At 74.8% G+C, this 22,735-nt stretch carries 20 protein-coding genes; 12 read left to right on the forward strand and 8 right to left on the reverse strand.

From position 1 onward, the window contains the following. Positions 1-16 precede the first annotated feature (16 nt). The 3 genes from ACFWP2_RS29590 to ACFWP2_RS29600 all read left to right on the forward strand — a co-directional run bounded on the left by ACFWP2_RS29590 (position 17) and on the right by ACFWP2_RS29600 (position 2,412). Positions 17-763 (forward strand): SDR family NAD(P)-dependent oxidoreductase, encoded by a 747-nt coding sequence (locus ACFWP2_RS29590; protein WP_380457010.1) that lies wholly within the window; start codon positions 17-19, stop codon positions 761-763. Between the two features lie 100 nt (positions 764-863). After that, the gene (locus tag ACFWP2_RS29595) at positions 864-1,517 is read left to right on the forward strand and encodes a GntR family transcriptional regulator (protein ID WP_380457012.1); all 654 of its coding nucleotides are present in this window, start codon (positions 864-866) and stop codon (positions 1,515-1,517) included. Between the two features lie 163 nt (positions 1,518-1,680). Continuing rightward, a complete protein-coding gene (locus ACFWP2_RS29600) occupies positions 1,681-2,412 on the forward strand; it encodes a DUF4937 domain-containing protein (RefSeq protein WP_380457014.1) in 732 nt (243 codons plus the stop codon). Between the two features lie 59 nt (positions 2,413-2,471). Here the strand turns inward: ACFWP2_RS29600 and ACFWP2_RS29605 are convergent, their stop codons facing one another. The 3 genes from ACFWP2_RS29605 to ACFWP2_RS29615 form a co-directional block, all read right to left on the reverse strand. After that, positions 2,472-4,070, reverse strand: a complete 1,599-nt coding sequence (locus ACFWP2_RS29605) for a M4 family metallopeptidase (RefSeq protein ID WP_380457016.1) — start codon at positions 4,068-4,070, stop codon at positions 2,472-2,474. A gap of 223 nt (positions 4,071-4,293) precedes the next feature. Beyond that, positions 4,294-5,835: an FAD-dependent monooxygenase gene (locus tag ACFWP2_RS29610; RefSeq protein ID WP_380457018.1), complete on the reverse strand. Its 1,542-nt coding sequence runs from the start codon at positions 5,833-5,835 to the stop codon at positions 4,294-4,296. A 65-nt stretch (positions 5,836-5,900) separates the two neighbouring features. Continuing rightward, positions 5,901-6,548, reverse strand: a complete 648-nt coding sequence (locus ACFWP2_RS29615; protein ID WP_380457020.1) for a TetR/AcrR family transcriptional regulator — start codon at positions 6,546-6,548, stop codon at positions 5,901-5,903. Positions 6,549-6,783: 235 nt separating this feature from the next. Between ACFWP2_RS29615 and ACFWP2_RS29620 the strand changes: the two genes are divergently transcribed. Together ACFWP2_RS29620 and ACFWP2_RS29625 are read left to right on the forward strand one after the other, a co-directional pair. After that, positions 6,784-7,440 (forward strand): hypothetical protein, encoded by a 657-nt coding sequence (locus ACFWP2_RS29620; RefSeq protein ID WP_380457022.1) that lies wholly within the window; start codon positions 6,784-6,786, stop codon positions 7,438-7,440. A 27-nt stretch (positions 7,441-7,467) separates the two neighbouring features. Continuing rightward, positions 7,468-7,674: a hypothetical protein gene (locus tag ACFWP2_RS29625; protein ID WP_380457024.1), complete on the forward strand. Its 207-nt coding sequence runs from the start codon at positions 7,468-7,470 to the stop codon at positions 7,672-7,674. Positions 7,675-7,703: 29 nt separating this feature from the next. Here the strand turns inward: ACFWP2_RS29625 and ACFWP2_RS29630 are convergent, their stop codons facing one another. The 5 genes from ACFWP2_RS29630 to ACFWP2_RS29650 form a co-directional block, all read right to left on the reverse strand. Continuing rightward, positions 7,704-10,070, reverse strand: coding sequence for a PP2C family protein-serine/threonine phosphatase (locus ACFWP2_RS29630; protein ID WP_380457026.1), 2,367 nt, complete (start codon positions 10,068-10,070; stop codon positions 7,704-7,706). Between the two features lie 46 nt (positions 10,071-10,116). After that, the gene (locus ACFWP2_RS29635; RefSeq protein WP_380457028.1) at positions 10,117-14,310 is read right to left on the reverse strand and encodes a HAMP domain-containing protein; all 4,194 of its coding nucleotides are present in this window, start codon (positions 14,308-14,310) and stop codon (positions 10,117-10,119) included. 191 nt (positions 14,311-14,501) lie between these two features. Further along, positions 14,502-14,873, reverse strand: coding sequence for an STAS domain-containing protein (locus ACFWP2_RS29640; RefSeq protein WP_380457030.1), 372 nt, complete (start codon positions 14,871-14,873; stop codon positions 14,502-14,504). Positions 14,874-15,041: 168 nt separating this feature from the next. Continuing rightward, positions 15,042-15,560 carry an ATP-binding protein gene (locus ACFWP2_RS29645; RefSeq protein ID WP_380457032.1) on the reverse strand — a complete coding sequence of 173 codons (519 nt, stop codon included), beginning with the start codon at positions 15,558-15,560 and terminating at the stop codon, positions 15,042-15,044. Positions 15,561-15,571: 11 nt separating this feature from the next. Beyond that, on the reverse strand, positions 15,572-16,021 hold the full coding sequence (locus ACFWP2_RS29650) for an STAS domain-containing protein (protein ID WP_380457034.1): 450 nt from the start codon (positions 16,019-16,021) through the stop codon (positions 15,572-15,574). 383 nt (positions 16,022-16,404) lie between these two features. Between ACFWP2_RS29650 and ACFWP2_RS29655 the strand changes: the two genes are divergently transcribed. The 7 genes from ACFWP2_RS29655 to ACFWP2_RS29685 all read left to right on the forward strand — a co-directional run bounded on the left by ACFWP2_RS29655 (position 16,405) and on the right by ACFWP2_RS29685 (position 22,582). Further along, positions 16,405-17,097, forward strand: coding sequence for a phosphoribosyltransferase (locus ACFWP2_RS29655; RefSeq protein WP_380457036.1), 693 nt, complete (start codon positions 16,405-16,407; stop codon positions 17,095-17,097). Positions 17,098-17,229: 132 nt separating this feature from the next. Further along, a complete protein-coding gene (locus ACFWP2_RS29660; protein ID WP_380457038.1) occupies positions 17,230-17,787 on the forward strand; it encodes a GNAT family N-acetyltransferase in 558 nt (185 codons plus the stop codon). Between the two features lie 317 nt (positions 17,788-18,104). Continuing rightward, complete coding sequence (locus tag ACFWP2_RS29665; protein WP_380457040.1) at positions 18,105-18,533, forward strand: hypothetical protein; 429 nt, start codon at positions 18,105-18,107, stop codon at positions 18,531-18,533. Positions 18,534-18,655: 122 nt separating this feature from the next. Next, positions 18,656-19,021: a hypothetical protein gene (locus ACFWP2_RS29670; RefSeq protein WP_380457042.1), complete on the forward strand. Its 366-nt coding sequence runs from the start codon at positions 18,656-18,658 to the stop codon at positions 19,019-19,021. A gap of 60 nt (positions 19,022-19,081) precedes the next feature. Continuing rightward, on the forward strand, positions 19,082-20,173 hold the full coding sequence (locus ACFWP2_RS29675; RefSeq protein ID WP_380457044.1) for a PLP-dependent cysteine synthase family protein: 1,092 nt from the start codon (positions 19,082-19,084) through the stop codon (positions 20,171-20,173). Positions 20,174-20,223: 50 nt separating this feature from the next. Continuing rightward, entirely contained in the window at positions 20,224-21,453 is a 1,230-nt protein-coding gene (locus ACFWP2_RS29680) for an MFS transporter (RefSeq protein ID WP_380457048.1), read from the forward strand. Positions 21,454-21,682: 229 nt separating this feature from the next. After that, on the forward strand, positions 21,683-22,582 hold the full coding sequence (locus tag ACFWP2_RS29685) for a S1 family peptidase (RefSeq protein WP_380457046.1): 900 nt from the start codon (positions 21,683-21,685) through the stop codon (positions 22,580-22,582). Positions 22,583-22,735 lie beyond the last annotated feature (153 nt).

Consider the following 22,735-nt stretch of genomic DNA (forward strand, 5'->3'; position numbering starts at 1 on the left):
TGTAGAGGAGTTCCCCATGATCGACCTGCACGGCAAGCGCGCGATCGTCACCGGCGCCGCCTCCGGCATCGGCCGGGCCACCGCCGCACTGCTCGCCGAACTCGGCGCGGCCGTCGTCCTCGCCGACCTCGACGCCGAGCGCGGCGAACGGGCCGCCAAGGAGATCGGCGGCACCTTCGTCCACTGCGACGTCTCCCGGCGCGCCGACTGCGAGCGCGCCGTGCGTACCGCCGTCGAGCAACACGGCGGCGTGGACGTGCTGTTCAACAACGCCGGCATCATCCGCCGCTCCACCGTCACCGAGATCAGCGACGACGACTGGGACCTGGTGATGGCCGTCAACGTCCGCTCGATCATGCTGCTCAGCGGACTCGTGGTACCGCTGATGGCCGCGAACGGCGGCGGCAGCATCGTCAACACCGGATCCGGCTGGGGCATCAAGGGCGGCGGCCGGGCCGTCTCCTACTGCGCCTCCAAGGGCGCCGTGGTCAACATGACCCGGGCGATGGCCATCGACCACGGGCCGGACAACATCCGGGTCAACTGCGTCTGCCCGGGCGACACCGACACCGGCATGCTCGCCGAGGAGGCCCGCCAACTCGGCGAGAACCCGGACGCCTTCTACACCGACGCCGCCGACCGTCCGCTCGGCCGGATCGGCCGGCCCCGGGACATCGCCCAGACCGTCGCCTTCCTGGCCAGCGACGCCGCCGCCTTCGTCAGCGGGGCCGTCATCGCCGTCGACGGCGCCGGCACCGCCTGACGCCCGCACACCGTACGGCACCGCACTCCCGTACGGCGGCCGGGCGATGGCACGCGTCGCCCGGCCGGTACGCTACGGACCGAGGAAGAAGGGAAGCCCGATGGCGATCGAGCGGCGGCCGCTGCGCGAGCAGGTGAAGGACGAACTCCTGGAGCAGCTCGGCCGCGGCCGGTTCACCCCCGGCGAGTCGATCAACGAGGTCCAGCTCGCCGAGGAACTGGGCGTCAGCCGAACCCCCCTGCGCGAGGCCCTGATCAGCCTGGAACGCGAGGGCATCATCACCAGCGCGCGCGGCAAGGGCTTCCGCTTCGCCCCCACCGGCAAACAGGAGTTCCTCGACCTCACCGCGATCGTGATCGCCCTGGAGTCGCTGGCCCTGCGCACCTCCGACCCGGCCCACCTGACCGAGATCGCCCCCAGGCTGCTCGCCGAGGCCCGCGCCTTCTCCGCCCCCCAGGCCCCGCACGGCACGATAGAACGCTACGACGACGCCTGGCACGCCCTGCTGCTCTCCGGCTGCGCCAACGCCCGGCTGCGCGAGATGATCGACTCGCTGAAGCTCACCCTGCACCGCTACGAGCGGGTGGTGGTCGGCGACCACGAGATCCTGGAACGCGCCGCCGAGGAGCACGAGCGGATCGCCCAGTGCCTGCTGGAGGGCGACGTCGAACAGGCCGTCACCGCGCTGGAGGCCAACTGGACCAGCGGCATGGAGCGCATCCTCGACCGCCTGCCCCCGGTCCCCGCGATCTGAGCCGCCCGGGGCTCGCGGGGACGGGAGGCGCGGGAAGCCGACGGCTTCCGGAGAACCATGAAGATCCCGCAGATGGAGTCGACCGCTTGGGTCCTGCGTCCGACACCTCTCCGACCAACGGCCGATTGCCCCTCGGCCTCCGTCCTGGCTCATGATGGCCCTCATGTGGGGCAAGTGGATCGACTGCCGGGTACGGCCCGGAGCACGTGAGGCGTTCGCCGCCGGGCAGCGCCGCTGGTCGGCGATCTCCGACCAGCCGGGGCTGATCGGCCAGACCGGCGGCTGGGCAGCCGGCGGCGACCGGGCCCTCCTGCTCGCGCTGTGGAGCGACGAGCCCGCGTACGCCCGGTTCCTGCGCGAGCGCCACGACCGGGCCGCCGCCGACACCTCCCAGCAGGGCAGCTACACCGCGATCGAGGTCGCCGACGGCCCGGTCGTCCTCACCATGCCGGGCGCGGCCCCCTCCCTCCCCGCCGCCCTCGCCCGGGCCACCCTCCTGCGCGCCGCCGACTGCCGGCTCCACCCCGGCCGCGCCGGCCACTTCCTCGACGTCCAACGCGAGGTCTGGGCCCCGGGCATGGCAGCGGCCGACGGCATGCTCGGCGGCACCGTCACCCGCCTCGCCCCCGACCGCCACCTCGTCACCACCCTCTGGACCACCCCCGCCGCCCACCACGCCTACACCACCCACCACCTCCCGGCCCTCCTCGCCCGCGCCGGCGTCCCCACCGACGTCCGGACGCTGACGGGGCACCTGCTCCCCCTCGAACCGTCCTGGCGGGTCCGGGGGAACCGCGGCCCGCTGGTCCTTCGACAGCGCTCGCCGAGTGAGCCGCGCGAACCGGAGCCGTTGCCGCCGCCACGACGAAGGACGGGGCCTCAGCCCGAGAGCTGAGGCCCCGTCACAATGAGCCACCGTCGCGGTGAGCACGTCGCGGTGCCGGTCGGAGACGCCTAGTTGACGCTGACGGCGCTCCAGGCCGCGGCGACCGCGTTGTACTCGGTACTGCCGGAGCCGTACAGGTCGCGGGCCGCGTTCAGCGAGGCGGTGCGGGCGCCCTTGTAGTTGGTGGTGGAGGTCATGTAGACGGTCAGCGCCCGGTACCAGATCCTGGCGACCTTCTGGTTGCCGATGCCGGCCACGGTGGACTTGTCGCAGGTGGGGCTGTTGTAGGTGACGCCGTTGATGGTCTTGCTGCCGCTGCCCTCGCTGGCGAGGTAGAACCAGTGGTTGCCGACGCCCGAGGAGTAGTGCACGTCGAGGCTGCCGACGCCGCTGCTCCAGCAGTCCGCCGACCTGCCGTCCAGCGAGGGCTTGTCGAAGCGGCGCAGCCACGGCGGGGTGGACTGGTCGCTGAACAGGTAGTCGGGGGTGTCGATGGGGTTGTTGGCGTACCACTCGACCATGGTGCCGAAGATGTCGCTGGTGGACTCGTTGAGGCCGCCGGACTCACCGCTGTAGATCAGCTTGGCGGTGGCGCCGGTGACGCCGTGGGTCATCTCGTGCCCCATGGTGTCGAGGTCGACCTGCTCGGGGTCGGTGGTGCCGTCGCCGTCCCCCGTCTTCATGCAGAAGCAGCTGTCGGTCCACGTGGCGTTGTCCCACTTGGTGCCGACGTGGACGAAGACGGTGGCGGCCTTGCCGTCGTTCCTGATGCCGTTGCGGCTGTGGACGTTCTTGTAGTAGTCCCACGTCCAGGCGGTGTTGGCGTGGGCGTCGACGGCGGCGGTGGCGCGGTTGGTGGAGAACTTCTTCCCGTCGCCCCAGACGTTGGTGGTGCTGGTGAACGGGGTGCCGGAGCTCGCGTTGACGGAGCCGGCGGCGACGTTGTTGGCGTCCTTGGTGATGTGGCCGCGCACCGGGTCGGTGAGGGTGTAGCCGCCGCTGATCGGGGTGGTGTCGATGGTGATCTTGCCGGTGTACTCGGAGTTGCCGACGCCCGAGGCCTGGTAGTCGGCGTCGTAGTCCCCGATCGGGTCGTCGGTGATGGCGTCGGTGACGACGACCCGTCCGGCGGGCTGGCCGTGGTCGCCGCTGCCCTCGACGGTGGTGCGCCAGGCCAGGCGGGGCGTGCCGTCCGCGGCCCAGATGACGAGTTCGGGGGTGCTGACGGCGTCCTGGATGCCGGGGACGGCGGAGAGCGCGTTGGCGGCACTGGTCTGGGCGGGCACCACGGGGACGGTGGACTTCACCGTCGGGTCGTGACCGGCCGCACGGGTGGAGTCCCTGAACCGGCCGCGGGCGTCCTGGTGGACGACCAGGTCGCCGCCGACCACCGGCAGGCCCTGGTAGGTGCGGTCGAAGCGCACGTGCGAGGCGCCGTCGGCGTCGAGGACGACGTCCCTGGGCACGAGGTCCTGGCTCGGACCGAAGCCGAACTCCTCCGCGTTGTGGGCGACGTTGGCGCGGGCCTGGGCGATCGCGGTGTCCCGCGTACCGGGGGCGGCGGAGGTGGCGGCCGCGGTGGTCGGGATCGCGAGGGCGGCGAGGGCGGCGACGACCGCCACGGCCACCGCCGCGAGGGGGCGGCGGGAGAGGGGGGTGGTGCTCACTCTGACTCCAGGGGTGGTAGCGGTGCGGTGAGAGAGCTACCACCGAGAGTGACGACGATTCGTCAGTTCTGGCCAGAGGAACGGACATACCGTTGCCAAGTCGTATCCTCGTGTCCAAAGTGATGGAACGTCACAAACCAACCCATGCTTTCCCCGCGACGATCGAACGCCGCCCCTGCGTCGCCGGGCTCCGGAGAGGCCGGCGACGCGCGGCGTCTGCCGCTCAGGCCGTGAACCAGCGCTCGACGGCCCCCCGCAGTTCGGCCAGCTCGTCCAGGCCCGGGCCGGGCGAGCCGCAGGCCCAGGCCACATAGCCGTCGGGGCGGACCAGGAGCCCGGTGAGGTCGGCCGGACCACCCTTCGCGGTGACGACTTCGACGGTGTCCTGGCCCCGCGCGAGCACGGCCGCCAGTGACCGCTCCTCGGTCAGGTCGATCAGCAACGGGCTGGCGGTGCGGGCGAGTTCGGCGATCCTGATCCTTCCCGCACCGGTGGTCAGCTCCAGCTCCGGCGCGAAGTAGCCGACCGCGGGGTGGGGATCGGCGATGCCCATGTCGTAGCGCACGTCGGTGCCCGCGGTGAGGTCGGCGAGGTGCCGGACGACCTCCTTGCGGGTGAGCAGCTCGGTGAAGAGTTCGCGCAGGGCGGTCGTGTCGCTTCCCGGTGCGGTGAGCGCGGACTGCGCCTCGGCGTTGAGCACCATGCGGCGCGCGGCCTGGCGGCGCTCGGTGTCGTAGCTGTCGAGCAGGCCGGGCGGGGCGGTGTCGCGCAGTGCGGCGGCGAGCTTCCAGCCGAGGTTGGCGGCGTCCTGCAGGCCGAGGTTCAGCCCGGGGCCGCCGCCGGAGGTGTAGACGTGGGCGGCGTCGCCGACCAGGAAGACCCGGCGGTCGCGGAACCGGTCGGCGACCCGGGTGTTGCCGCCGTTCAACCGCCGCAGCACGTGCGGGCCCGTGCCGTCCGGCGGGCCGAGCGGCAGGTCGACGCCGAGGACCCGGCGGATGCTCGCCTCCATCTCGGCCAGGGTCATCGGCTCGTCCGTCACGGCCTGGTCCCACTCGGTGGTGCTGACCAGTGGCGGTTGGCCCGGGAACGGCGCGTAGGAGAAGCCGCCCCGCTCGGTGCGGTGGGGCAGGAAGGGCAGGACGGGGCCGTGGCCGGGGACAGTGAGGGCGCCGCCGGCGGGGTCGACCCAGTCGGCCGGGACGGTGGCGTGGGCGGTGCGGTTGGTGCGCCGGTCGTAGCTGACCCCGGGGAACCCGATCCCGCTCCGCTTGCGGATCACGCTGCGCGCGCCGTCCGCGCCGACCACGTAGCGGGCCCGCAGCCGCTGGTCGCCGTCGGGTCCGGTGACGTCGAGGGTGACGGCCTCCTCGTCCTGGGCTACGGCGTCGACCCGGTGCCCGCGCCGCAGGTCGACGCCGAGTTCGCGGGCGCGTTCCTCCAGCACCTGGACGATGCGGTGCTGCGGGGCGGCCAGGCCGTGGACCGGGCTGGCGTCCAGCAGACCGAGGTCCAAGCCCATGGCGGCGAACATGAAGTAGGCGGAGTTCGGCTGCGGGGGCTCCGCGCTGCCGCTGAGCGGCTCGTAGAGGCCACGGTGGTCGGCGAGGCGCACCACCTGCCCGAGCAGGCCGTTGGCCTTGGGTTCGGTGCCGGGTTGCGGGAGCTGCTCCAGCACGGTCGGGCGGATGCCGGCCAGGCTCAGTTCGCAGGCCAGCATCAGGCCGTTCGGGCCGCCTCCCACGATGATCACGTCGGCTGTCACGGTCACGTCTCCTTGGTCCGAACGGGAAGGGGTGGCACCGAAAGCGAGTCGATCGCCCGTTCCGGCTACGGGACGGGCAGGCCGGCGGCGAGCTGCTCGAAGACCTGGGCCAGGACCGCGCCGAGCGGCACGGGTTCGTCGGCGCGCAGGCTCTGTTCGACGGCCACCGCGTTCGCGGCCCCGACCACGGCCGCGACCAGCTTCGGGTAGACGTCGCGGTCGGCGTCGGTCCCGGTGCGCCGCGCGACGGCCTTGGCCAGCTCCTGCTGGGCGGCGGCGTTGGCCTTGACGATCTCGCCGGCCAGCGCGGGTTCGGCCAGCATCAGCCGCACCCCCTCACGCCAACGGTCGCCCTGCGAAGCGGAGCCGCCCGCCCCGGAGGTGTCCGGCGGCGCGAACCGGCCCAGGACGGCGTGGAGCAGCGCGTCCCACAGCGGTTCGTCGGCCGGACGGGCGAGCAGGTCGTCGGCGACCCGGAGCATCCGCTCCAGGTGACTGGCCGCGATCGCCTCGGCCTTGCTCGCGAAGTAGTTGCGGAAGGTTCGGACCGAGACGTCGGCCTCGGCGGCGATCCGATCGACCGTCACCGCGTCCCAGCCGTGCAGGACGCAGAGCCGGATCGCCGCCTGGCTGAGCGCGACCCGGGTCTCCCGCTTCTTGCGCTCGCGGAGTCCGGGCTGCCCGGTCGTACGGGGCTCACTTTCTGGTGCCATGCGAGCAGCGTAGGCGAGAACTTGCCGACACGGCAATGTTTCTGATCCGGCAATGTTTCCGAATCGGCAAGTTTTTGCTCGACGGAGCAGGAGAAGGGCCGCGCCCCGTACGAGACGCGGGCACCGACCGACGCGAGGACCGCGCCGGGACCGTCATCCGCCCCGGCCTCGCGGGACGACGTGTCCGAGGCAGAGCCTAGGCTCCTCGTCACCTACGAGTTCCGAGGAAGACCTGATGTTCGACGACGACTACGAGTACCTGCCCGCGCTGACCACGGCCCTGGCCGATCCGTCCGAGGGGAAGTGGACGATCGACGGCTGGGGCTGGCGGATCGAGCGGATCGGCCTGATCCAGGGGTCCGCCGGCCACGGCACGATCTACGACCCGCTGGGGCCGGAGGGGTCGGGCTTTCCGATGCGGCCCGGCGGCACGCCGGTCTACCTGGTCTCCCGCGAGGACGCGCCCGGGCAGCCGGTGGCGGCTCTGGTGCACCCCGGCGACACCGTCCCGGTGAGCACGGAGGACTGGGGCGACCGGGTGGCGACCCCCTCCGGCCTGGCCGTGCTGCACGCCGACCCCAGCACCACCTGGATCGAACCGTCCACCCCGATGCTCAAGCGCGCCTGGGCCGCCCTGCACGCGCGCGCCGCCGGGGGCGACGGCTGGCGGCTGGAGAACCTCCGCGAGATGCTCCAGCGCGCCTCGATCGACCCGGCCGACTGGCCGGTGGAGCCGGTCGAGGGCGACTTCGCCGACGACTGGCTGATGATCCCGGACGAGGCCGGCACCGGCACGGTGCTGGGCATCCTGGCGGACCCGGACGGGTCGAACACGACCGCGTGCCTGGACGCCGAGGGCAACACGGTGGCGGCCCTGCTCACCTTCGAGTAGTGGCCCGCGGGCGGCGTCGTCACCGGCGTGCAGCGGAGCACCGCGCCCGCGCTGCCGGCCCGGGTCATGGCGGCCGTCACCGTCTGCGCGCTGGGCGTCCTCCCGGTCTCGGTGATCGCGGCCGGCGCGGCGGTGGACGCGTTCGGGAGTCAGGACGTGTTCGCCGCGGCCGGGCTGTGCCTGACGGGCGCGTTCGGCTACGCGCTGACCGGGCGTGAGATCCGCGAACTGTGACATGGGCGCTCAGCGCACCAGGGCCCGGCCTACTCGGTCTGGACGGCGATCAGGCAGGTGTCGTCGTCGGTGTCGGCGGGGCTGAGCTCCAGCAGCCGGTCCAGGTACTGCTCCAGGTCCGGGCCGGGGGCGCCGGCCGCCCGGAGCAGCTGCTCCACCGACTCCTCCACCGGGCGGTCCCGGCGTTCGACCAGCCCGTCGGTGTAGAGCAGCAGGACGTCGCCGGGGTCGAGCCGGGCGGTGCGCTCCTCGTACTCGGCGTCGTCCAGCGCGCCGAGCAGCACGCCGTGCGGCAGCGGCAGCACCTGGGCGCCGTCCGCGCCGAGCCGGATCGGCGGCAGGTGGCCGGCCCGGGCCCAGCACAGCTCGCCGCCGACCGGGTCCACCAGCACGCAGACGGCCGTCGCGGTGACCTGGCCCGGTTCGCGCAGGGCGACGGTGTTGGCCCACGCCAGCAGCCGGCCCGGGCCGGCCCCGGTGACGGCGAGGCCGCGCAGCGCGTGCCGCAGCGCGACCATCCCGGTGGCCGCGCCGACGCCGTGCCCGGCCACGTCCCCGACCGCGAGCAGCACCCGCCGGTCGGGCAGCACCAGCACGTCGTACCAGTCGCCGCCGACCCGGTCGCGCTGGGCGGCGGGCCGGTAGCGGACGGCGGCGTGCAGGCCGGTGACGGCGAGCGGCGGCGGGGCGGCGGGCAGGATCGCCTGCTGCAGCCGCAGTGCCAGCTGCGCCCGCTCGGCCGACTCCTGCTCGCTGTCGGCCAGCCGCTCCCGCGTGGCGCCGAGCGCGACCTCCGTCCAGTGCTGGGCGGAGACGTCGTGGTAGGCGCCGCGGACGGCGACCAGCCGGCCGGTCTCGTCCACCACCGGCTCGGCGATCACCCGGGTGAAGCGGTGGGTGCCGTCCGGGCGGTCCAGCCGGACCACCGCGGAGGCGGTGCGGTGGTGGTGCCGGACGGTGTCCAGCAGGCGCCGGATCGCCGGCCGGTCGTCCGGGTGGGTGTGCCGGACGAGGCGCTCCAGCGGTACGGGCGGGGCGTCCGGCGGCAGCCCGTACAGCTCGCGCAGCCCGTCGCTCCAGCGGATCCCGCCCTCGGCGGGGCGCTCCTCGAACCCGGCCACCCGGGCCAGCCGCTGGGCCTGGCGCAGCAGGGCGACCTGCTCGTCCTCCTCCCGCTCGTCGTCCAGCTGCCAGCAGAGCAGCACCCGGGACCCGAGCGGGACGACCGAGAGCAGGACGGCCACCGGGACGGCGGGCCCGTGCTCGCGGAAGGCCAGCCGGACCCGCTCGGGGGTCGACGGCATGCCCGTCTCGTACGCGCGCAGCAGCCGGTCGAGCAGCCCGGCGGCGCAGGCGACCGGGTAGGTCTCCAGCAGCGAGGCGCCCTCCAGCGCCTCCCGGGGGCGGCCGAGCGGGTCGCGGAACCGGGCGTTGACCCGCAGCACCGTGAAGTCGGCGATCCGCTCGGCCCGCACGGCGGGGGCCAGCAGCAGTGCGGGGGTGAGCAGGCCGTCCAGGAGGGCGTCGGCCTGCTCGGGGGCCACGGGCTCCGGGGGCGGGCCGAGCAGGGTCGTGCAGAGGTCGGCGAGGGCGTACAGCACCCGGCGCTGGGCCGGGCCGAGCACCGGCGCGGAGTCCGGTCCGGTGGCCGGCCAGAGGAGCTCCAGTGCTCCCCTGCGGCGGCGCCGGTCGAGCAGCGGGACGACCGCCCGGGCGCCGGGGCCGCCCGGCGAGGGCCCGTCCGCCCCCGGCTCGCCGGGCCACAGCTCGGCTCCCCCGCCGACGGCCAGCTGCGCCGGGGTGGGGACGCCGGGCGGCACCCGGGACCAGCCGGCCGTTTCCTCGGCGGAGAGCCCGGCGTGCGCGGCGAGGGCGAGCGCGCCGCCGGGCAGCCGCTGCCAGACGGCCACGGCGCGGACGCCGAGCGCCGCCGCGGCCTGGTCCAGCACGGCCCCGGCGGCGTGCTCCAGGTCGGTCGCGGCGGCGAGTGCGGGCGCGACGGGAAGGCCGGCCTCGGGAGGCTCGGCGGCGGGGCGTCCGAATCCCGACGGTCCGGGCCCGGCTCGCGTGCCCGGTTCCGGTTCCTGGCCCGGCTCCGGTTCCGGCAGCCCCGCGATGTCCGCCGCCAGTGCGAGCACCGGTACGCCCGACTCCCGGGCCAGCCGGGCGAGGTGAGCGGCGGCCTCGGCGACCGGCAGGCCGAGCCGCTCGGCCAGGATGCCGGTGGCGAGGTCGACGGCGGCCCTGGTCCGCGCCTCGGCGTGCGCCCGGGCGGCGGCCGCCTGGAGGCGGCGGACGGTCTCGGCCAGGGCCCGGGCGGTGCGCTCCGCGGCCTCCTGCGCCGCGGCCTCCTGCGCCGCGGAGTCCCGTGCGGAGGAGTCCCGCGCGGACGTCATGTCGCACCCCGGGGCCGGGCCGCGGTTCCCCCGCGCCGAAGAGCCGTCATGACGCGTCCAGCCAGTCCCGCATCCGCTCCAGCAGCCGGCCGGTGTCGACCGGTTTGGTGATGTGGTCGTCGGCCCCGGCGGCCAGGCTGCGGTCCCGGTCGCCGGGCATGGCCTTGGCGGTGACGACGACGACCGGCAGCCGCTCGAAGCGCGCGTCGGCGCGGATCTCCGCGATGGCGGCGTAGCCGTCCATGCCCGGCATCATGACGTCCATCAGCACCAGGTCGGTCTCCGGGTGGGCGTGCAGCAGGTCGAGGCCGGCGCGGCCGTCGGCGGCGTGCAGGATGTTCAGCCCGTGCCGTTCCAGGGCGGCGGTGAGCGCGAAGACGTTGCGGATGTCGTCGTCGACGATCAGCACGGTCCGCCCGGTGAGCGGTCCCGCCCCGGCCGGGGGCGGGTCGGTCTCCTCGGTCTCCCCCACCGCCCGGGGGCTCCCGCCGCCGAGCGCCCGGATCACCCGCACCCGCAGCTCGTCCAACCCGCCGACCCGCTCCACGCCCTCGGGGGCCGCGCCGCCGCCCCCGTACCCGAGCACCGGCGTACCGCTCGCCGCGAGCTGCCCGAGCGGCGGGGCGAGGTCCGCGGCGCCGACCAGGTCCAGCAGCACGCACCCGTACGGCCCGCCGGTGAGCGCGGCCCGCAGCCCGGGCTCGTCACCCACCGCCTCGACCCGTGCCGCCCTCGCCGGTCCGCGCTCATCCTCGCCCTCGCCCTCGCCCTCGTCCTCGCCCGGGCCGCCCGACGCCGCGACACCCGACGCCGCGCCGCCCGGCGAGGCCTCCAGCGCCCCGACGGCCGCCCGGGCGAGCTGGGTGAGCAGTCCCGGCGGGTCGGGCTCCACCACCAGGACGCGCGGCTCGGCCCCGCCCTCCGCCGCCACCGTGCGCCCGCTCAACGGCAGGTAGAGCGTGAACCGGCTGCCCTGCCCCGCCGAGGAGCGGACGGTGATGATGCCGCCGAGCAACCGGGCGAGCTCCCGGCTGATCGACAGGCCGAGGCCCGTTCCGCCGTAGCGTCGCGCGGTGGAGCCGTCGGCCTGCTGGAAGGCCCCGAAGATGGTGTCCAGGTGGGCCGGGTCGATGCCGATCCCGGTGTCGTCGACGTGGAACGCCACCGCGGCCGGTGTCCGCCCGAGCCCGGGCGGCAGCCCGTCCCCCTCGACGCGCTCGATCCGCAGCTCGACCCGGCCGACGTCGGTGAACTTGACGGCGTTGGAGAGCAGGTTGCGCAGCACCTGGCGCAGCCGCGCCTGGTCGGTGGCGATCCGTTCCGGCACGGCCCGGTCGACGGACACCTCGAAGGCGAGCCCCTTCTGGTCGGCCAGCGGCCGGAAGGCGGACTCCACGTACTCCAGCAGTTCGCGCACCGCGAAGGGCTCGATGGCCAGGTCCACCTTCCCGGCCTCCACCTTGGAGAGGTCCAGGATGTCGTTGATCAGCTGGAGCAGGTCGGTGCCGGCCGAGTGGATGACGCCCGCGAACTCGACCTGCTTGGGGGTGAGGTTGCCGCCGCTGTTCTCGGCGAGCAGCTGGGCGAGGATGAGCAGGCTGTTCAGCGGGGTGCGCAGCTCGTGGCTCATGTTGGCCAGGAACTCCGACTTGTACATCGAGGTGCGGGTCAACTCCTGTGCCCGCTCCTCTAGTTCCTGGCGGCCCTGCTCGATCTCCAGGTTCTTCGCCTCGATGTCCCGGTTGCGCTGGGCGAGCAACGCGGCCTTCTCCTCCAACTCGGCGTTGGAGCGCCGAAGTTCCTCCTGCCCGTCCTGCAACTCCTCGGACCTGGCTTGGAGTTCGGCGGTGAGACGCTGCGACTCGCCGAGCAGTTCGTCGGTGCGGGCGTTGGCCAGCAGGTTGCCGAGGTTGACCCCGCAGGCCTCGGCGAACTGGGCCAGGAAGTCGTGGTGGGCCTGGGTGAACGGGTGGACGGAGGCGAACTCCAGCACGCCGATCAGCCACTCCTCCAGGGCGATCGGCAGGATGACCACGGAGCGGGCGTCGGCGCTGCCCGCTCCGGAGGAGACGGTGGCGTAACCGGGCGGCAGTTCGTCCACGGTGACCGTTCGCCGGGTCCGGGCGGCCTGGCCGACCAGGGACTCCCCCAGCCGCAGCCGCCGCCGCTCCCCGGTCGGGCGGCCGTAGGCGCTGATCAGGGCCAGTTCGGTGCCCTCCGCGCCCTCCTCGGCGAGGAAGAAGGCGCCGTACTGGGCGCCGACCAGCGGGGTCACCTCGTCGGTGATCATCTCGGCGACGGCGCGGATGTCCCGCCGGCCCTGGATGGCGGCGGAGAACCGGGCCAGGTTGGTCTTGAGCCAGTCCTGTTCCTGGTTGGCCAGGGTGGTCTCGCGCAGCGATCCGACCATCGCGTTGATGTTGTCCTTGAGGTCGGCGACCTCCCCGGAGGCGTCCACGCTGATCGAGCGGGTCAGGTCTCCGGCCGCGACGGCGCTGGTGACCTCGGCGATGGCGCGGACCTGCCGGGTGAGGTTGCCGGCCAGCTCGTTGACGTTCTCGGTGAGCCGCTTCCAGGTGCCGGAGACGCCCTCCACCCGGGCCTGCCCGCCGAGCCGGCCCTCACTGCCGACCTCCCGGGCCACCCTGGTCACCTCGGCGGCGAACGAGGACAGCTGGTCCACCATCGTGTTGACGGTGGTCTTGAGCTCCAGGATCTCCCCGCGCGCGTCCACGTCGATCTTGCGGGTCAGGTCGCCCTCGGCGACGGCGGTGGTGACCTGGGCGATGTTGCGCACCTGGCTGGTCAGGTTGTGCGCCATGAAGTTGACGTTGTCGGTGAGGGCCTTCCACGTCCCGGCGACGTTGGGCACCCGGGCCTGGCCGCCCAGGATGCCCTCGGTGCCGACCTCCCGGGCGACCCTGGTGACCTCGTCGGCGAAGGCGGACAGGGTGTCCACCATGGTGTTGATGGCGTCGGCGAGGGCCGCGACCTCGCCCTGGGACTCCACGGTGATCTTCCGGGACAGGTCGCCGCGCGCCACCGCGGTCGCCACCTCGGACATCGAGCGGACCTGGGCGGTCAGGTTGGAGGCCATCACGTTGACGTTGTCGGTGAGGTCCTTCCACGTCCCGGAGACTCCCCGGACGGTGGCCTGGCCGCCCAGGTTCCCGGCGGTGCCGACCTCCCGGGCGACCCTGGTGACCTCGTCCGCGAAGGAGGACAGCTGGTCCACCATCGTGTTGATGGTCTCCTTCAGCTCCAGGATCTCGCCGCGCGCGTCGACCCGGATCTTCTGGGTCAGGTCCCCCTCCGCGACGGCCGTGGTCACCTCGGCGATCGCACGGACCTGGGCGGTGAGGTTGTCGGCCATGACGTTGACGGACTCGGTGAGGCCCCGCCAGGTGCCGGAGACGTCGCGGACGTCCGCCTGCCCGCCGAGCCGGCCCTCGGTGCCCACCTCCCGGGCCACCCTGGTCACCTCGGCGGCGAACGAGGACAGCTGGTCCACCATCGTGTTGATGGTCGTCTTGAGCTCCAGGATCTCCCCGCGGGCGGCGACCGAGATCTTCTGGGTCAGGTCCCCCTCGGCCACGGCGGTCGCCACCTGGGCGATGTTGCGCACCTGCCAGGTCAGGTTCCCGGCCATCGCGTTCACCGAGTCGGTCAGGTCGCGCCACGTCCCGGCGACGCCCGGCACCTGGGCCTGCCCGCCGAGCCGGCCCTCGGTGCCGACCTCCCGGGCGACCCTGGTCACCTCGTCCGCGAACGAGGACAGGGTGTCCACCATGGTGTTGACGGTGCTCTTGAGCTCCAGGATCTCCCCGCGCGCGTCCACCTCGATCTTCTGGGTGAGGTCTCCGCGCGCCACCGCCGTGGTGACCTGGGCGATGTTGCGCACCTGCCAGGTCAGGTTGCCCGCCATCGCGTTCACCGCGTCGGTCAGCTCCAGCCAGGTCCCGGTCGCGTCCGGCACCTGCGCCTGTCCGCCGAGCCGCCCGTCGGTGCCGACCTCCCGGGCCACCCTGGTCACCTCCGAGGTCACCCGGGCCAGCTGGTCGGCCATGCCGTTGAAGACCTCGGCGATCTCCCCCAGCACCCCGGGCCGGTCCGGGGCGAGCCGGGTGCGGAAGTCCCCGTCGCGCACGGCCGTCAGCCCGGCGAGCAGCTGCCGCAGCGCCTGCTCGGCCGGGTCGGCCGGGTCGGCCGCGGGGGCTCCGGCCACCGGCTGCTCGTCCATCCGCCCACCGTCCGGATCGCTCGCACGGCCGGGGTGCGCCGTCCGGCCACCTCGGACCCGGGGGCGACAGGCCTGCCGCCCTGCTCCCACTGTGCCACCGCGGGCCGGGGGCGACACTCGGGGAGGACGGCCCCTGGGCTGGGCGTGCCGCCGGCCTGTCCTCGGGGCGGGTCCGCGCGGGGCCCGCGGCCTCAGCCCGGTACGACCTCCCGGATCGGGAAGGCGTCGGTGGCGCCGGTGAGTTCGAGCATCCGCAGGATCAGCGGCCGGGGCCGGGCCAGCTCGATCCGGCTGCCGTCCACCGCCGCCCGGGCCTTGGCCCGCAGCAGCGCGTTGAGCCCGGTGGAGTCGCAGAACTCCAGCCCGGCGCAGTCCACCACGACCACGCCGGCCGGCTCGACGAGGGCCCGGTCGAGCGCGTCCCGCAGGTCGGCGCTCGAGTCGAGGTCCAGCTCGCCGAACAGCACCAGCACGGCGCCCAGGGCCCACGGCCGGGTCTCGATGGTGAGCCCCTCCGCCCGGTCGACGGCCGGGCTCCCGGACTTCGACGGCCGCTGCATCATGGCTGCTCGCTCCTCTGGCCCCGTCCGGGCCCGGCCAGCCCGCTCGCTCGCTCGCTCCGGACGCTGCACCGGCCGACCGCCGGTGCTCTCGACCAGGCGCCTGTCCGCTGCGGCGCGGCGGAAACCCCTCCGGGGCGTGGAAGGACGCGGGGCACGGAAGGACGCGGGTCAGCCCCCGTCCGCCCGCAGCGGCTCCCCGGCCCCGCCGCCGCCCGCCGCGGCTCCGTCCGCCCCGGCCGCCGTCAGGACCGGCGGGCGCGACACCTCCAGCCAGACCAGCTTCCCGCCGTCCTCGGGCCGGGAGCCCCAGGCGGCGGCGAGCCGGTCCACCACCCGTAGCCCGTGCCCGCCCGGGCGCCCCGCGGCGGCGGACGGGCGCAGCCGCGGCGGAACGGGGCTGGCGTCCGCGACCTCGACCCGCAGCCGGGCGCCGTCCCAGCGGAGCCGCAGCTCGCGCGGGCCACCGGGGGCGTGCAGACAGGCGTTGGTGACCAGCTCGGAGACCATCAGCAGGACGTCCTCGGCCGCGGCCCGCCGGTCCTCGTCGACGGCCGGCAGCCAGTGCCAGGACACCAGCGCCCGCCGGCTGAAGTCGCGGCTGCGCTGCACCGCGCCGGCGCTGCCCTCCAGCACCAGGCGCCTGGTCTGCTCCCGGCCTGGCGGCCCACCGTTCCCGGGGCGGTCCACGGCCTGCCTCCTCAGCTCGGTCCGGACGGCGTGACGGGCCCGGCGGGGCCCTCGCCGGAAGCCGCCAGGGCCGTGCGCAGGTCGGGGTGGACGCGCAGCACGGTGTCGGCCCCGGTGACCGCGAACAGCCGGGCCACCAGCGGGCCGGCGCCCGCCAGCTCCAGCCGCAGGCCGGCCGTCCGCGCGTCCAGCCGGGCGCGCAGCAGGACGTTCAGCCCGGTCGAGTCGCAGAACCGCAGGCCGGCGAGGTCGACCACGATCCGCTCGATGCCGTCGGCCGAGGGCGGCCGGGCGAGTGCGGCGCGCAGTTCGTCCGCGCTGTCGTGGTCCAGTTCCCCGGCGACCGTGACGATCCGGACCGGCCCCCGGTCGCCCACCGTGACGTGCAGAGCGGCGGGGTCGGGACCGCCGGGTCCGGTCCGGCCCACGGGCTCCTGGGGTTGCTCGGGTGGCCCTGCCATGGCTCGCTCCCGGTCCGGTGGGGACGGCGGGGCGCCGTCCCGGCCATCATCGCGCGCGCCGTACCGGGCCGCGCGGACGGTCGTGCCCGCGTGCGACCCGGGTACGGGCGGGAGCGCCGTCCGTCGGCCGTCCATGTCCGTACGCCTGCCCGAACCCGGCGGCGGCACACCCCGCCGGGGCCGCCGGGCCCGGATCACCTCCGAATCGCGGCCCGGGCGTTAGAGGCCGCCGCAACGGGGAAGCAGCACAGGTGGCGGGGCCGCAGGCCGCCCGCCGGTTCGCACCACCCCGGCCCGGCCGGGGCGCTCGAACGCGTGACGGACCCGCGTGACGAACCCATGTGAAGAACCGCGTGGAGAACGTGGAGAACAAGGACAGACCCGTGAGATTCCTCGACCGCAGCACCGCCGGACACCAGCTGGCCCGCAGGCTCCTCCCGCTGCTGGCCGGGCGGGCCGAGAGCGGGGTCGTGGTGCTCGGGCTCGCCCCCGGCGGGCTGCCGGTGGCCGCCGAGGTCGCCGAGGCCCTGGACGCCCCGCTCGACGCCACGGTGGTCCGGCCGCTGGCCGTGCCCGGCCACGACCGCCCGGTCGGCGCCATCGCCGACGGCGACCCGCCGCTGCTCGACCGGTACACCCTGGAGAGCCTCGGCGTCACCGCGGCCGAGCTGGGCGCGAGCGTCAAACGGGAACGGGTCGAGCTCCACCGCCGCGAGGCGCTCTACCGCCCGGGCCGCAGCCGGCTGCCGCTGGACGGGCGCACCGCCGTCTTGGTCTCCGACGGCCTGACCGACGCCCTCACCGCCCGGGCCGCCATCCACGCCCTCGCCGCCGACCACCCGGCGCGGCTGATCCTCGCGGCACCGGTCTGCGACGCCCGGATCGCGGCCGACCTGCGCCGGGACGTGGACGCCGTGGTCTGCCTCCACCTGCCCCGCTACGCCCACGCCGCCGGGCCCTGGTACGGCGAGTTCCACGAGGTCACCGACCGCGAGGCGGCCGTCCTGCTGCAGCGGCGCACCCCGGCGGGCCAGCCCCGGGTCGGCCACGCACCGGGGCGCGGCGCCCGGAGCTGAGGCGCGTACGGAACTGCGGGGCGCCCGGCCCCTGCCTCCCGCCCGCCACCACCACCGCCCACCACCACCGCCCGCTGCCGCCGCCGCCAAAAGCCGTTGCCGGGCGAGGGGTGGAGGGACCATCCTCCCGTCATGAACCATCCACAGCACGTCATCGCCCTGGACGGACTCACCCTGCGCCGCTTCGACGCGGAGTCGGACCTGCCCGAGTTCTTCGCGGTCATCGAGGAGTCGCTGGAGCACCTGCGGCCCTGGATGCCCTGGGTGGCCGAGCACAGCCGGGACAAGACCGCCGAGTTCCTCGCCGGCCGCGCGGAACTCTGGGAGAGCGGACGGGACTTCAGCTACGCGATCGTGCTCGACGGCGCCATCGTGGGCACCTGCGGGCTGTTCCTACGCGAGGACACCCCGGCCGACGTCCGCGAGATCGGCTACTGGCTGCACCCCGCCGCGACCGGACGCGGGCTGGTCACCCGGGCCGTTCGGGCCGTGGCCGAGGAGGCCTTCCGCCTCCCCGGCGTGGAGGGCGTCGAGATCGTGCACGACCCCGCCAACCGGGCCAGCGGCGCCGTCCCGGCCCGTCTCGGCTTCACCGAGCACCTCCGCCGCCCCGCCGAAGCCCTCGCCCCGGCCGAAACCGGTGAGGAGCTGGTGTGGCGGCTCACCCGGGAGCAGGTCCGGAGCCCGTGAGCCCGGCGGCCCGCAGCCAGGGGGGATGCGTGCGGACCGCCGGGTGCGCCGGCCGGACGGGACGATCCGGCGGCGCGTGGGGAGCGGACGCGGTCGGAGCCTTCCGGCTCCGCGCGGAGTGCCCCATCTCGAACTCCGCGATCCCGCCGTGGACCTCACCCACGGCATCGTGCGTTCACTCCCTCGCCCAGGAGACCCTCCCCGCTCTCCCCGATAACACTTTCTTCAGATCTCATCCCCGAGCGGCTGATTGACTGTTCATCACATGGCCTGAGACGCGCTATTGGCGGAGCGGGAAGCCGGGTTAGGATCACGACATGGTCACCGCCCGGTCGCCGTTGCGTACACGGCGCGCCCGCCCCCGAGGGGTGGCGGCGCGACTGTTCTGGCTGGGCGCGCTGCTGGTGGCCGTGTTCGCCTCCCACGGGTTCGGCGCGGAGACCGGCGCCGGGCACACCGATCCGATCCGGATCGTCTGGTCCGCGCCGGAGGGCCCGCACACCGCGCACTCCCCGCAGCCCGCGCACCACCAGGAGCACGACGAGGACGCCGACCACCCCGGCGGCGACTGCCTGTCCGGCAAGCCCGAGGACGGACCGGGCGCCGAGGCCGCCTGGCCCGCCGTCGCCGTCCGCCCCGACCTCGGCGAACAGGTCCCGGCCCCGGGCCCGGCAGGCCCTGCGACCGGGAGTACCGAGGCCAGAACACCCGAACTCCCGCACCGGATGGCCCAGCTGAGGGTCTAGACCGGCCCGGGCCGCGCCCCGCCACGCCCGCCCACGCGGTGCGGACCGGCGCGCGCCGCCCGCGTCCGTCCCCGCCGTCGCCGATCCGCTGCCGCCCTCGTGCGGCCGCGCGGAGTCCCGTCATGCCCATCCGGCTCCTGGCCGCGCTGCTGCTCGGCCTGTTCTCCCTGCTGCCCGCCGGCTGCCCGCAGCAGCACTTCGACGCCCATCCGCTCCGCGCCACCCCGGTCACCGCCCCGGCCGAGCCGAGCGACGCCCCCGCCGACCCCGCCGACGCCCTGGAACGGCACTGCGTGACCGGGGAGGCCGTCGCGCCCGCGCAGCGGTCCGTCCGGTCGACGGCCCTGCCCGCGCCGTGCCCGGTCGCCGCCCCCGCCGGTGACCGGGCCGAGCCGGCCGCCCGGCGCCCCACGGCTTCCGACGTGCGCTCCGCTGGTACGCCCGGGCCGAGAGGCCTGCTCCTGGCCACCGGTCGGTGGCGGATATAGCGGCTCGGCGTCCGTCCGAGCCGCCGAATCCTCCGCCAACCTCCCGACAGGAGAACAGACATGACGTCCCTCACCCATCGCACCGACGACCACGCGGCCCTCAGCGGCCTGGTCGGTAACACCCCGGTCCTGCGGATCGGCGAGCCGCTCGCCCCGGCGGGACGCGGCTTCTGGGCCAAGCTGGAGGGCTTCAACCCCGGCGGCATCAAGGACCGCCCGGCCCTGCACATGGTCCAACGGGCCCGGGCCCGCGGCGAGTTGCGCCCGGGCGGCCGGATCGTCGAGTCCACCAGCGGCACGCTGGGACTGGGCCTCGCGCTGGCCGGCATGGTGTACCGGCACCCGGTCACGCTGGTCACCGACCCGGGGCTGGAGCCGGCCATGACCAGGCTGCTCACCGCCTACGGCGCCGAGGTGGAGGCGGTCGCCAGCCCGCACCCGCAGGGCGGCTGGCAGCAGGCCCGGCGCGACCGGGTGACCGAGCTGCTCGCCCGCCACCCCGGCTCGTGGTGCCCCGACCAGTACAACAACCCCGACAACACCACCGCCTACACCCCGCTGGCGCTCGAACTCGCCTCCCAGCTCGGCCACCTGGACGTCCTGGTGTGCAGCGTCGGCACCGGCGGTCACTCGGCCGGCACCTCCCGGGTGCTGCGCCAGCTCTACCCGGGCCTGCGGGTGGTCGGGGTCGACACCATCGGCTCCACGATCTTCGGCCAGCCCGCCCGCACCCGGCTGATGCGCGGCCTCGGCTCCAGCATCTACCCGCGCAACGTCGCCTACGGCACCTTCGACGAGGTCCACTGGGTCGCCCCGGCCGAGGCCGTCTGGACCTGCCGCCGGCTGGCCGCCTCGCACTACGCCACCGGTGGCTGGAGCGTCGGCGCGGTCGCCCTGGTGGCCGGCTGGCTGGCCCGCACCCAGCCCGCCGGCACCCGGATCGCCGCGATCTTCCCGGACGGGCCGCAGCGCTACCTCGGCACCGTCTACGACGACGAGTACGGCGCCGCGCACGACCTGCTCGACCGCCCACCGGCGGACGCCCCGGACGAACTCGCCCGGCCGGACGAGCGGGAGGTCACCCGCTGGACGCGCTGCGCCAAGGTGGTCGACCCGCTGACCTTCGCGAGCGCCTCCGGCGGTGCCGAGTGAGGGAGCTGACCGCCCAGTTCCGCGGCCACGAGCGCAGCGTCCGGCTGCTGATGGTCAACCAGTTCACCATCAACCTGGGCTTCTACATGCTGATGCCCTACCTGGCCGCCCATCTGTCCGGCGGTCTCGGCCTGGCCGGCTGGACGGTCGGGCTGGTGCTCGGGGTGCGCAACTTCACCCAGCAGGGGATGTTCCTGGTCGGCGGCACGCTGGCCGACCGGTTCGGCTACAAGCCGCTGATCGTGGCGGGCTGCCTGCTGCGCACCGCGGGCTTCGCCGCGCTCGGCCTCTCCTCCTCGCTGGCCGCCCTGGTCGCGGCCTCGGCGGCCACCGGGCTGGCCGGGGCGCTGTTCAACCCGGCCGTCCGGGCCTACCTGGCGCGGGACGCGGGCGAGCAGCGGGTGGCCGCGTTCGCGCTGTTCAACGTCTTCTACCAGGCGGGCATCCTGCTCGGCCCGCTGGTCGGCATGGCGCTGACCGCGGTGGACTTCCGCACCACCTGCCTGGTCGCGGCCGGGGTGTTCGCGGTGCTCAGCGCGGTGCAGATCCGTTCGCTGCCGGCCCGCCGGGGCGCCGAGCCCGCCGGGGGCCCGGAGCGCACGGGTGTCCTCGGGCAGTGGCGCGGGGTGCTGGCCAACCGCCCGTTCCTGCTCTTCGCGGGCGCGATGACCGGCTCGTACGTGCTGTCCTTCCAGGTGTACCTGGCGCTGCCGCTGGAGGTCCGCAGGCTGGGCGGCGACGGCACCGGCGGAACGGCCGCCACGGCGCTGCTGTTCGTGGTGTCCGGGCTCGGCACGATCCTGCTCCAGACCAGGGTCACCGCCTGGTGCCGGGCCCGGATCGCGCCGGGCACCGCCCTGGTCGCGGGGGTGGCCGTGATGGGCGCGGCCTTCCTGCCGCTGCTCGCCGCCTCGGCCCTGCCCGTCCCCGGGGCGGGCCCCGGACGCTGGGCGCTCGCCGCCGGGCCGCCCGCGCTGGCCGCGTTCCTGCTGGCGCTGGGCACGATGCTGGCCTACCCGTTCGAGATGGACACCGTGGTCCGGCTCTCCGGGGACCGCCTGGTCGCCACCCACTACGGGCTCTACAACACCGTCTGCGGGATCGGCATCACGCTGGGGAACCTGTTGACCGGCGCCGCCCTGGACGCCGCCCGCGCGGCCGGGCTCGCCGCGCTCCCCTGGCTGGCGCTGTGCGCCCTCGGGGTGCTCTGCGCGCTCTCGCTGCACGCCCTCCACCGCGGCCGGCGCCTGGCCGGGCCCGAACCGGTGCCCGCCCTGTAGGAGCCGCCGAACGGCGGATCCGCGGGATCACCCCCGAGCCCGCGGGTCCGCCGACACCCCATCAGGAAGCTTGTACCGAACAGTCCGTTTCCTCATACTTCCGGTCAGCGCCTGTCAGGAGCTGATCATCCGTCGTGCTTCCGGAGAGCACCGGCCGGGGTCCGCCCACCGCCTGACCGCGTTCCACGGCCCCAACCCTCAGGGCCGTCACCCCCTCAGGAGGAGATCGGTGAGGATCAAGCGCACCACGCCCCGCACCGGCACCACGCCCCGCACCGGAACCACCCGCCGCTTCCGTCTGCTCGCCGCGGCCCTCGGCCTGCTGACCGCCACCGCGGTCGCCGCGCCGGGCGCCGCCGCCGCTCCCACCCGCGCCGAGCCGGAACAGCTCCTGGCGATCAGCGACGCCATCCTGGACGCCGAGGTCGACGGCACCGCCTGGTACGTCGACGAGGCCGCCGGACGCGTCGTGGTGACCGCCGACAGCACCGTCTCCCCGGCCGCGCTCGCCAGGCTGATGCGCGCCGCCGGCCCCGACGCGTCCACCCTCGACGTCCACCGCGTCCCCGGCGTCTTCACCCCGCTGCTCGCCGCCGGCGACGCCATCTACGGCGGCGAGTACCGCTGCTCGCTCGGCTTCAACGTGGTGAGCGGCAGCACCTACTACTTCCTCACCGCCGGGCACTGCGGCAACGTCGCCCCCGACTGGTACACCGACGCCGCCCACAGCACCCGGATCGGCCCGACCATCAGCTCGACCTTCCCCAACCACGACTACGCGCTCGTCCGCTACGACAACAGCGCGCTCAGCCACCCGGGCGGTTTCAGCTCCGCCCCGAACGCCGTCGTCGGCGAGTCGGTGAAGCGCACCGGTTCGACCACCGGCACCCACGGCGGCACCGTCACCGCGCTCAACGTCACCGTGCGCTACTCCGACGGCAGCACGGTGCGCGGCCTGATCCAGACCAACGTCTGCGCCGAGCCCGGCGACTCGGGCGGCCCGCTGTACGACGGCGCCAAGGCCCTCGGCCTCACCTCCGGCGGCAGCGGCGACTGCACCAGCGGCGGCACGACCTTCTACCAGCCGGTCAACGCGGCGCTCTCCGCGTACCAGGTCAGCGTGTACTGACCCCGGCCGACCCGGTCGAACCCCACCGACCTGACCGGACCAGCCGTTCGAGCCGTGGGCCCCCCCCCCCCGCGCCCGGGCCCCCCGGCCGCTGACCGGCGCCGACGTCACCACCCCCAACCCGACGCACCACACCCACCCCCCGAACAACAC

Origin of the sequence: Kitasatospora sp. NPDC058444 (assembly GCF_042721415.1) — a bacterium.
Lineage (GTDB): Bacteria > Actinomycetota > Actinomycetes > Streptomycetales > Streptomycetaceae > Kitasatospora.

Coding starts and splice junctions, on each gene's coding strand:
- ACFWP2_RS29675 (WP_380457044.1), top strand. CDS start 19,082: ATGACGTCCCTCACCCATCGCACCGACGACCACGCGGCCCTCAGCGGC.
- ACFWP2_RS29680 (WP_380457048.1), top strand. CDS start 20,224: ATGGTCAACCAGTTCACCATCAACCTGGGCTTCTACATGCTGATGCCC.
- ACFWP2_RS29665 (WP_380457040.1), top strand. CDS start 18,105: ATGGTCACCGCCCGGTCGCCGTTGCGTACACGGCGCGCCCGCCCCCGA.
- ACFWP2_RS29660 (WP_380457038.1), top strand. CDS start 17,230: ATGAACCATCCACAGCACGTCATCGCCCTGGACGGACTCACCCTGCGC.
- ACFWP2_RS29650 (WP_380457034.1), bottom strand. CDS start 16,021: ATGGCAGGGCCACCCGAGCAACCCCAGGAGCCCGTGGGCCGGACCGGA.
- ACFWP2_RS29640 (WP_380457030.1), bottom strand. CDS start 14,873: ATGATGCAGCGGCCGTCGAAGTCCGGGAGCCCGGCCGTCGACCGGGCG.
- ACFWP2_RS29635 (WP_380457028.1), bottom strand. CDS start 14,310: ATGGACGAGCAGCCGGTGGCCGGAGCCCCCGCGGCCGACCCGGCCGAC.
- ACFWP2_RS29590 (WP_380457010.1), top strand. CDS start 17: ATGATCGACCTGCACGGCAAGCGCGCGATCGTCACCGGCGCCGCCTCC.
- ACFWP2_RS29630 (WP_380457026.1), bottom strand. CDS start 10,070: ATGACGTCCGCGCGGGACTCCTCCGCACGGGACTCCGCGGCGCAGGAG.
- ACFWP2_RS29600 (WP_380457014.1), top strand. CDS start 1,681: ATGTGGGGCAAGTGGATCGACTGCCGGGTACGGCCCGGAGCACGTGAG.
- ACFWP2_RS29670 (WP_380457042.1), top strand. CDS start 18,656: ATGCCCATCCGGCTCCTGGCCGCGCTGCTGCTCGGCCTGTTCTCCCTG.
- ACFWP2_RS29595 (WP_380457012.1), top strand. CDS start 864: ATGGCGATCGAGCGGCGGCCGCTGCGCGAGCAGGTGAAGGACGAACTC.
- ACFWP2_RS29615 (WP_380457020.1), bottom strand. CDS start 6,548: ATGGCACCAGAAAGTGAGCCCCGTACGACCGGGCAGCCCGGACTCCGC.
- ACFWP2_RS29620 (WP_380457022.1), top strand. CDS start 6,784: ATGTTCGACGACGACTACGAGTACCTGCCCGCGCTGACCACGGCCCTG.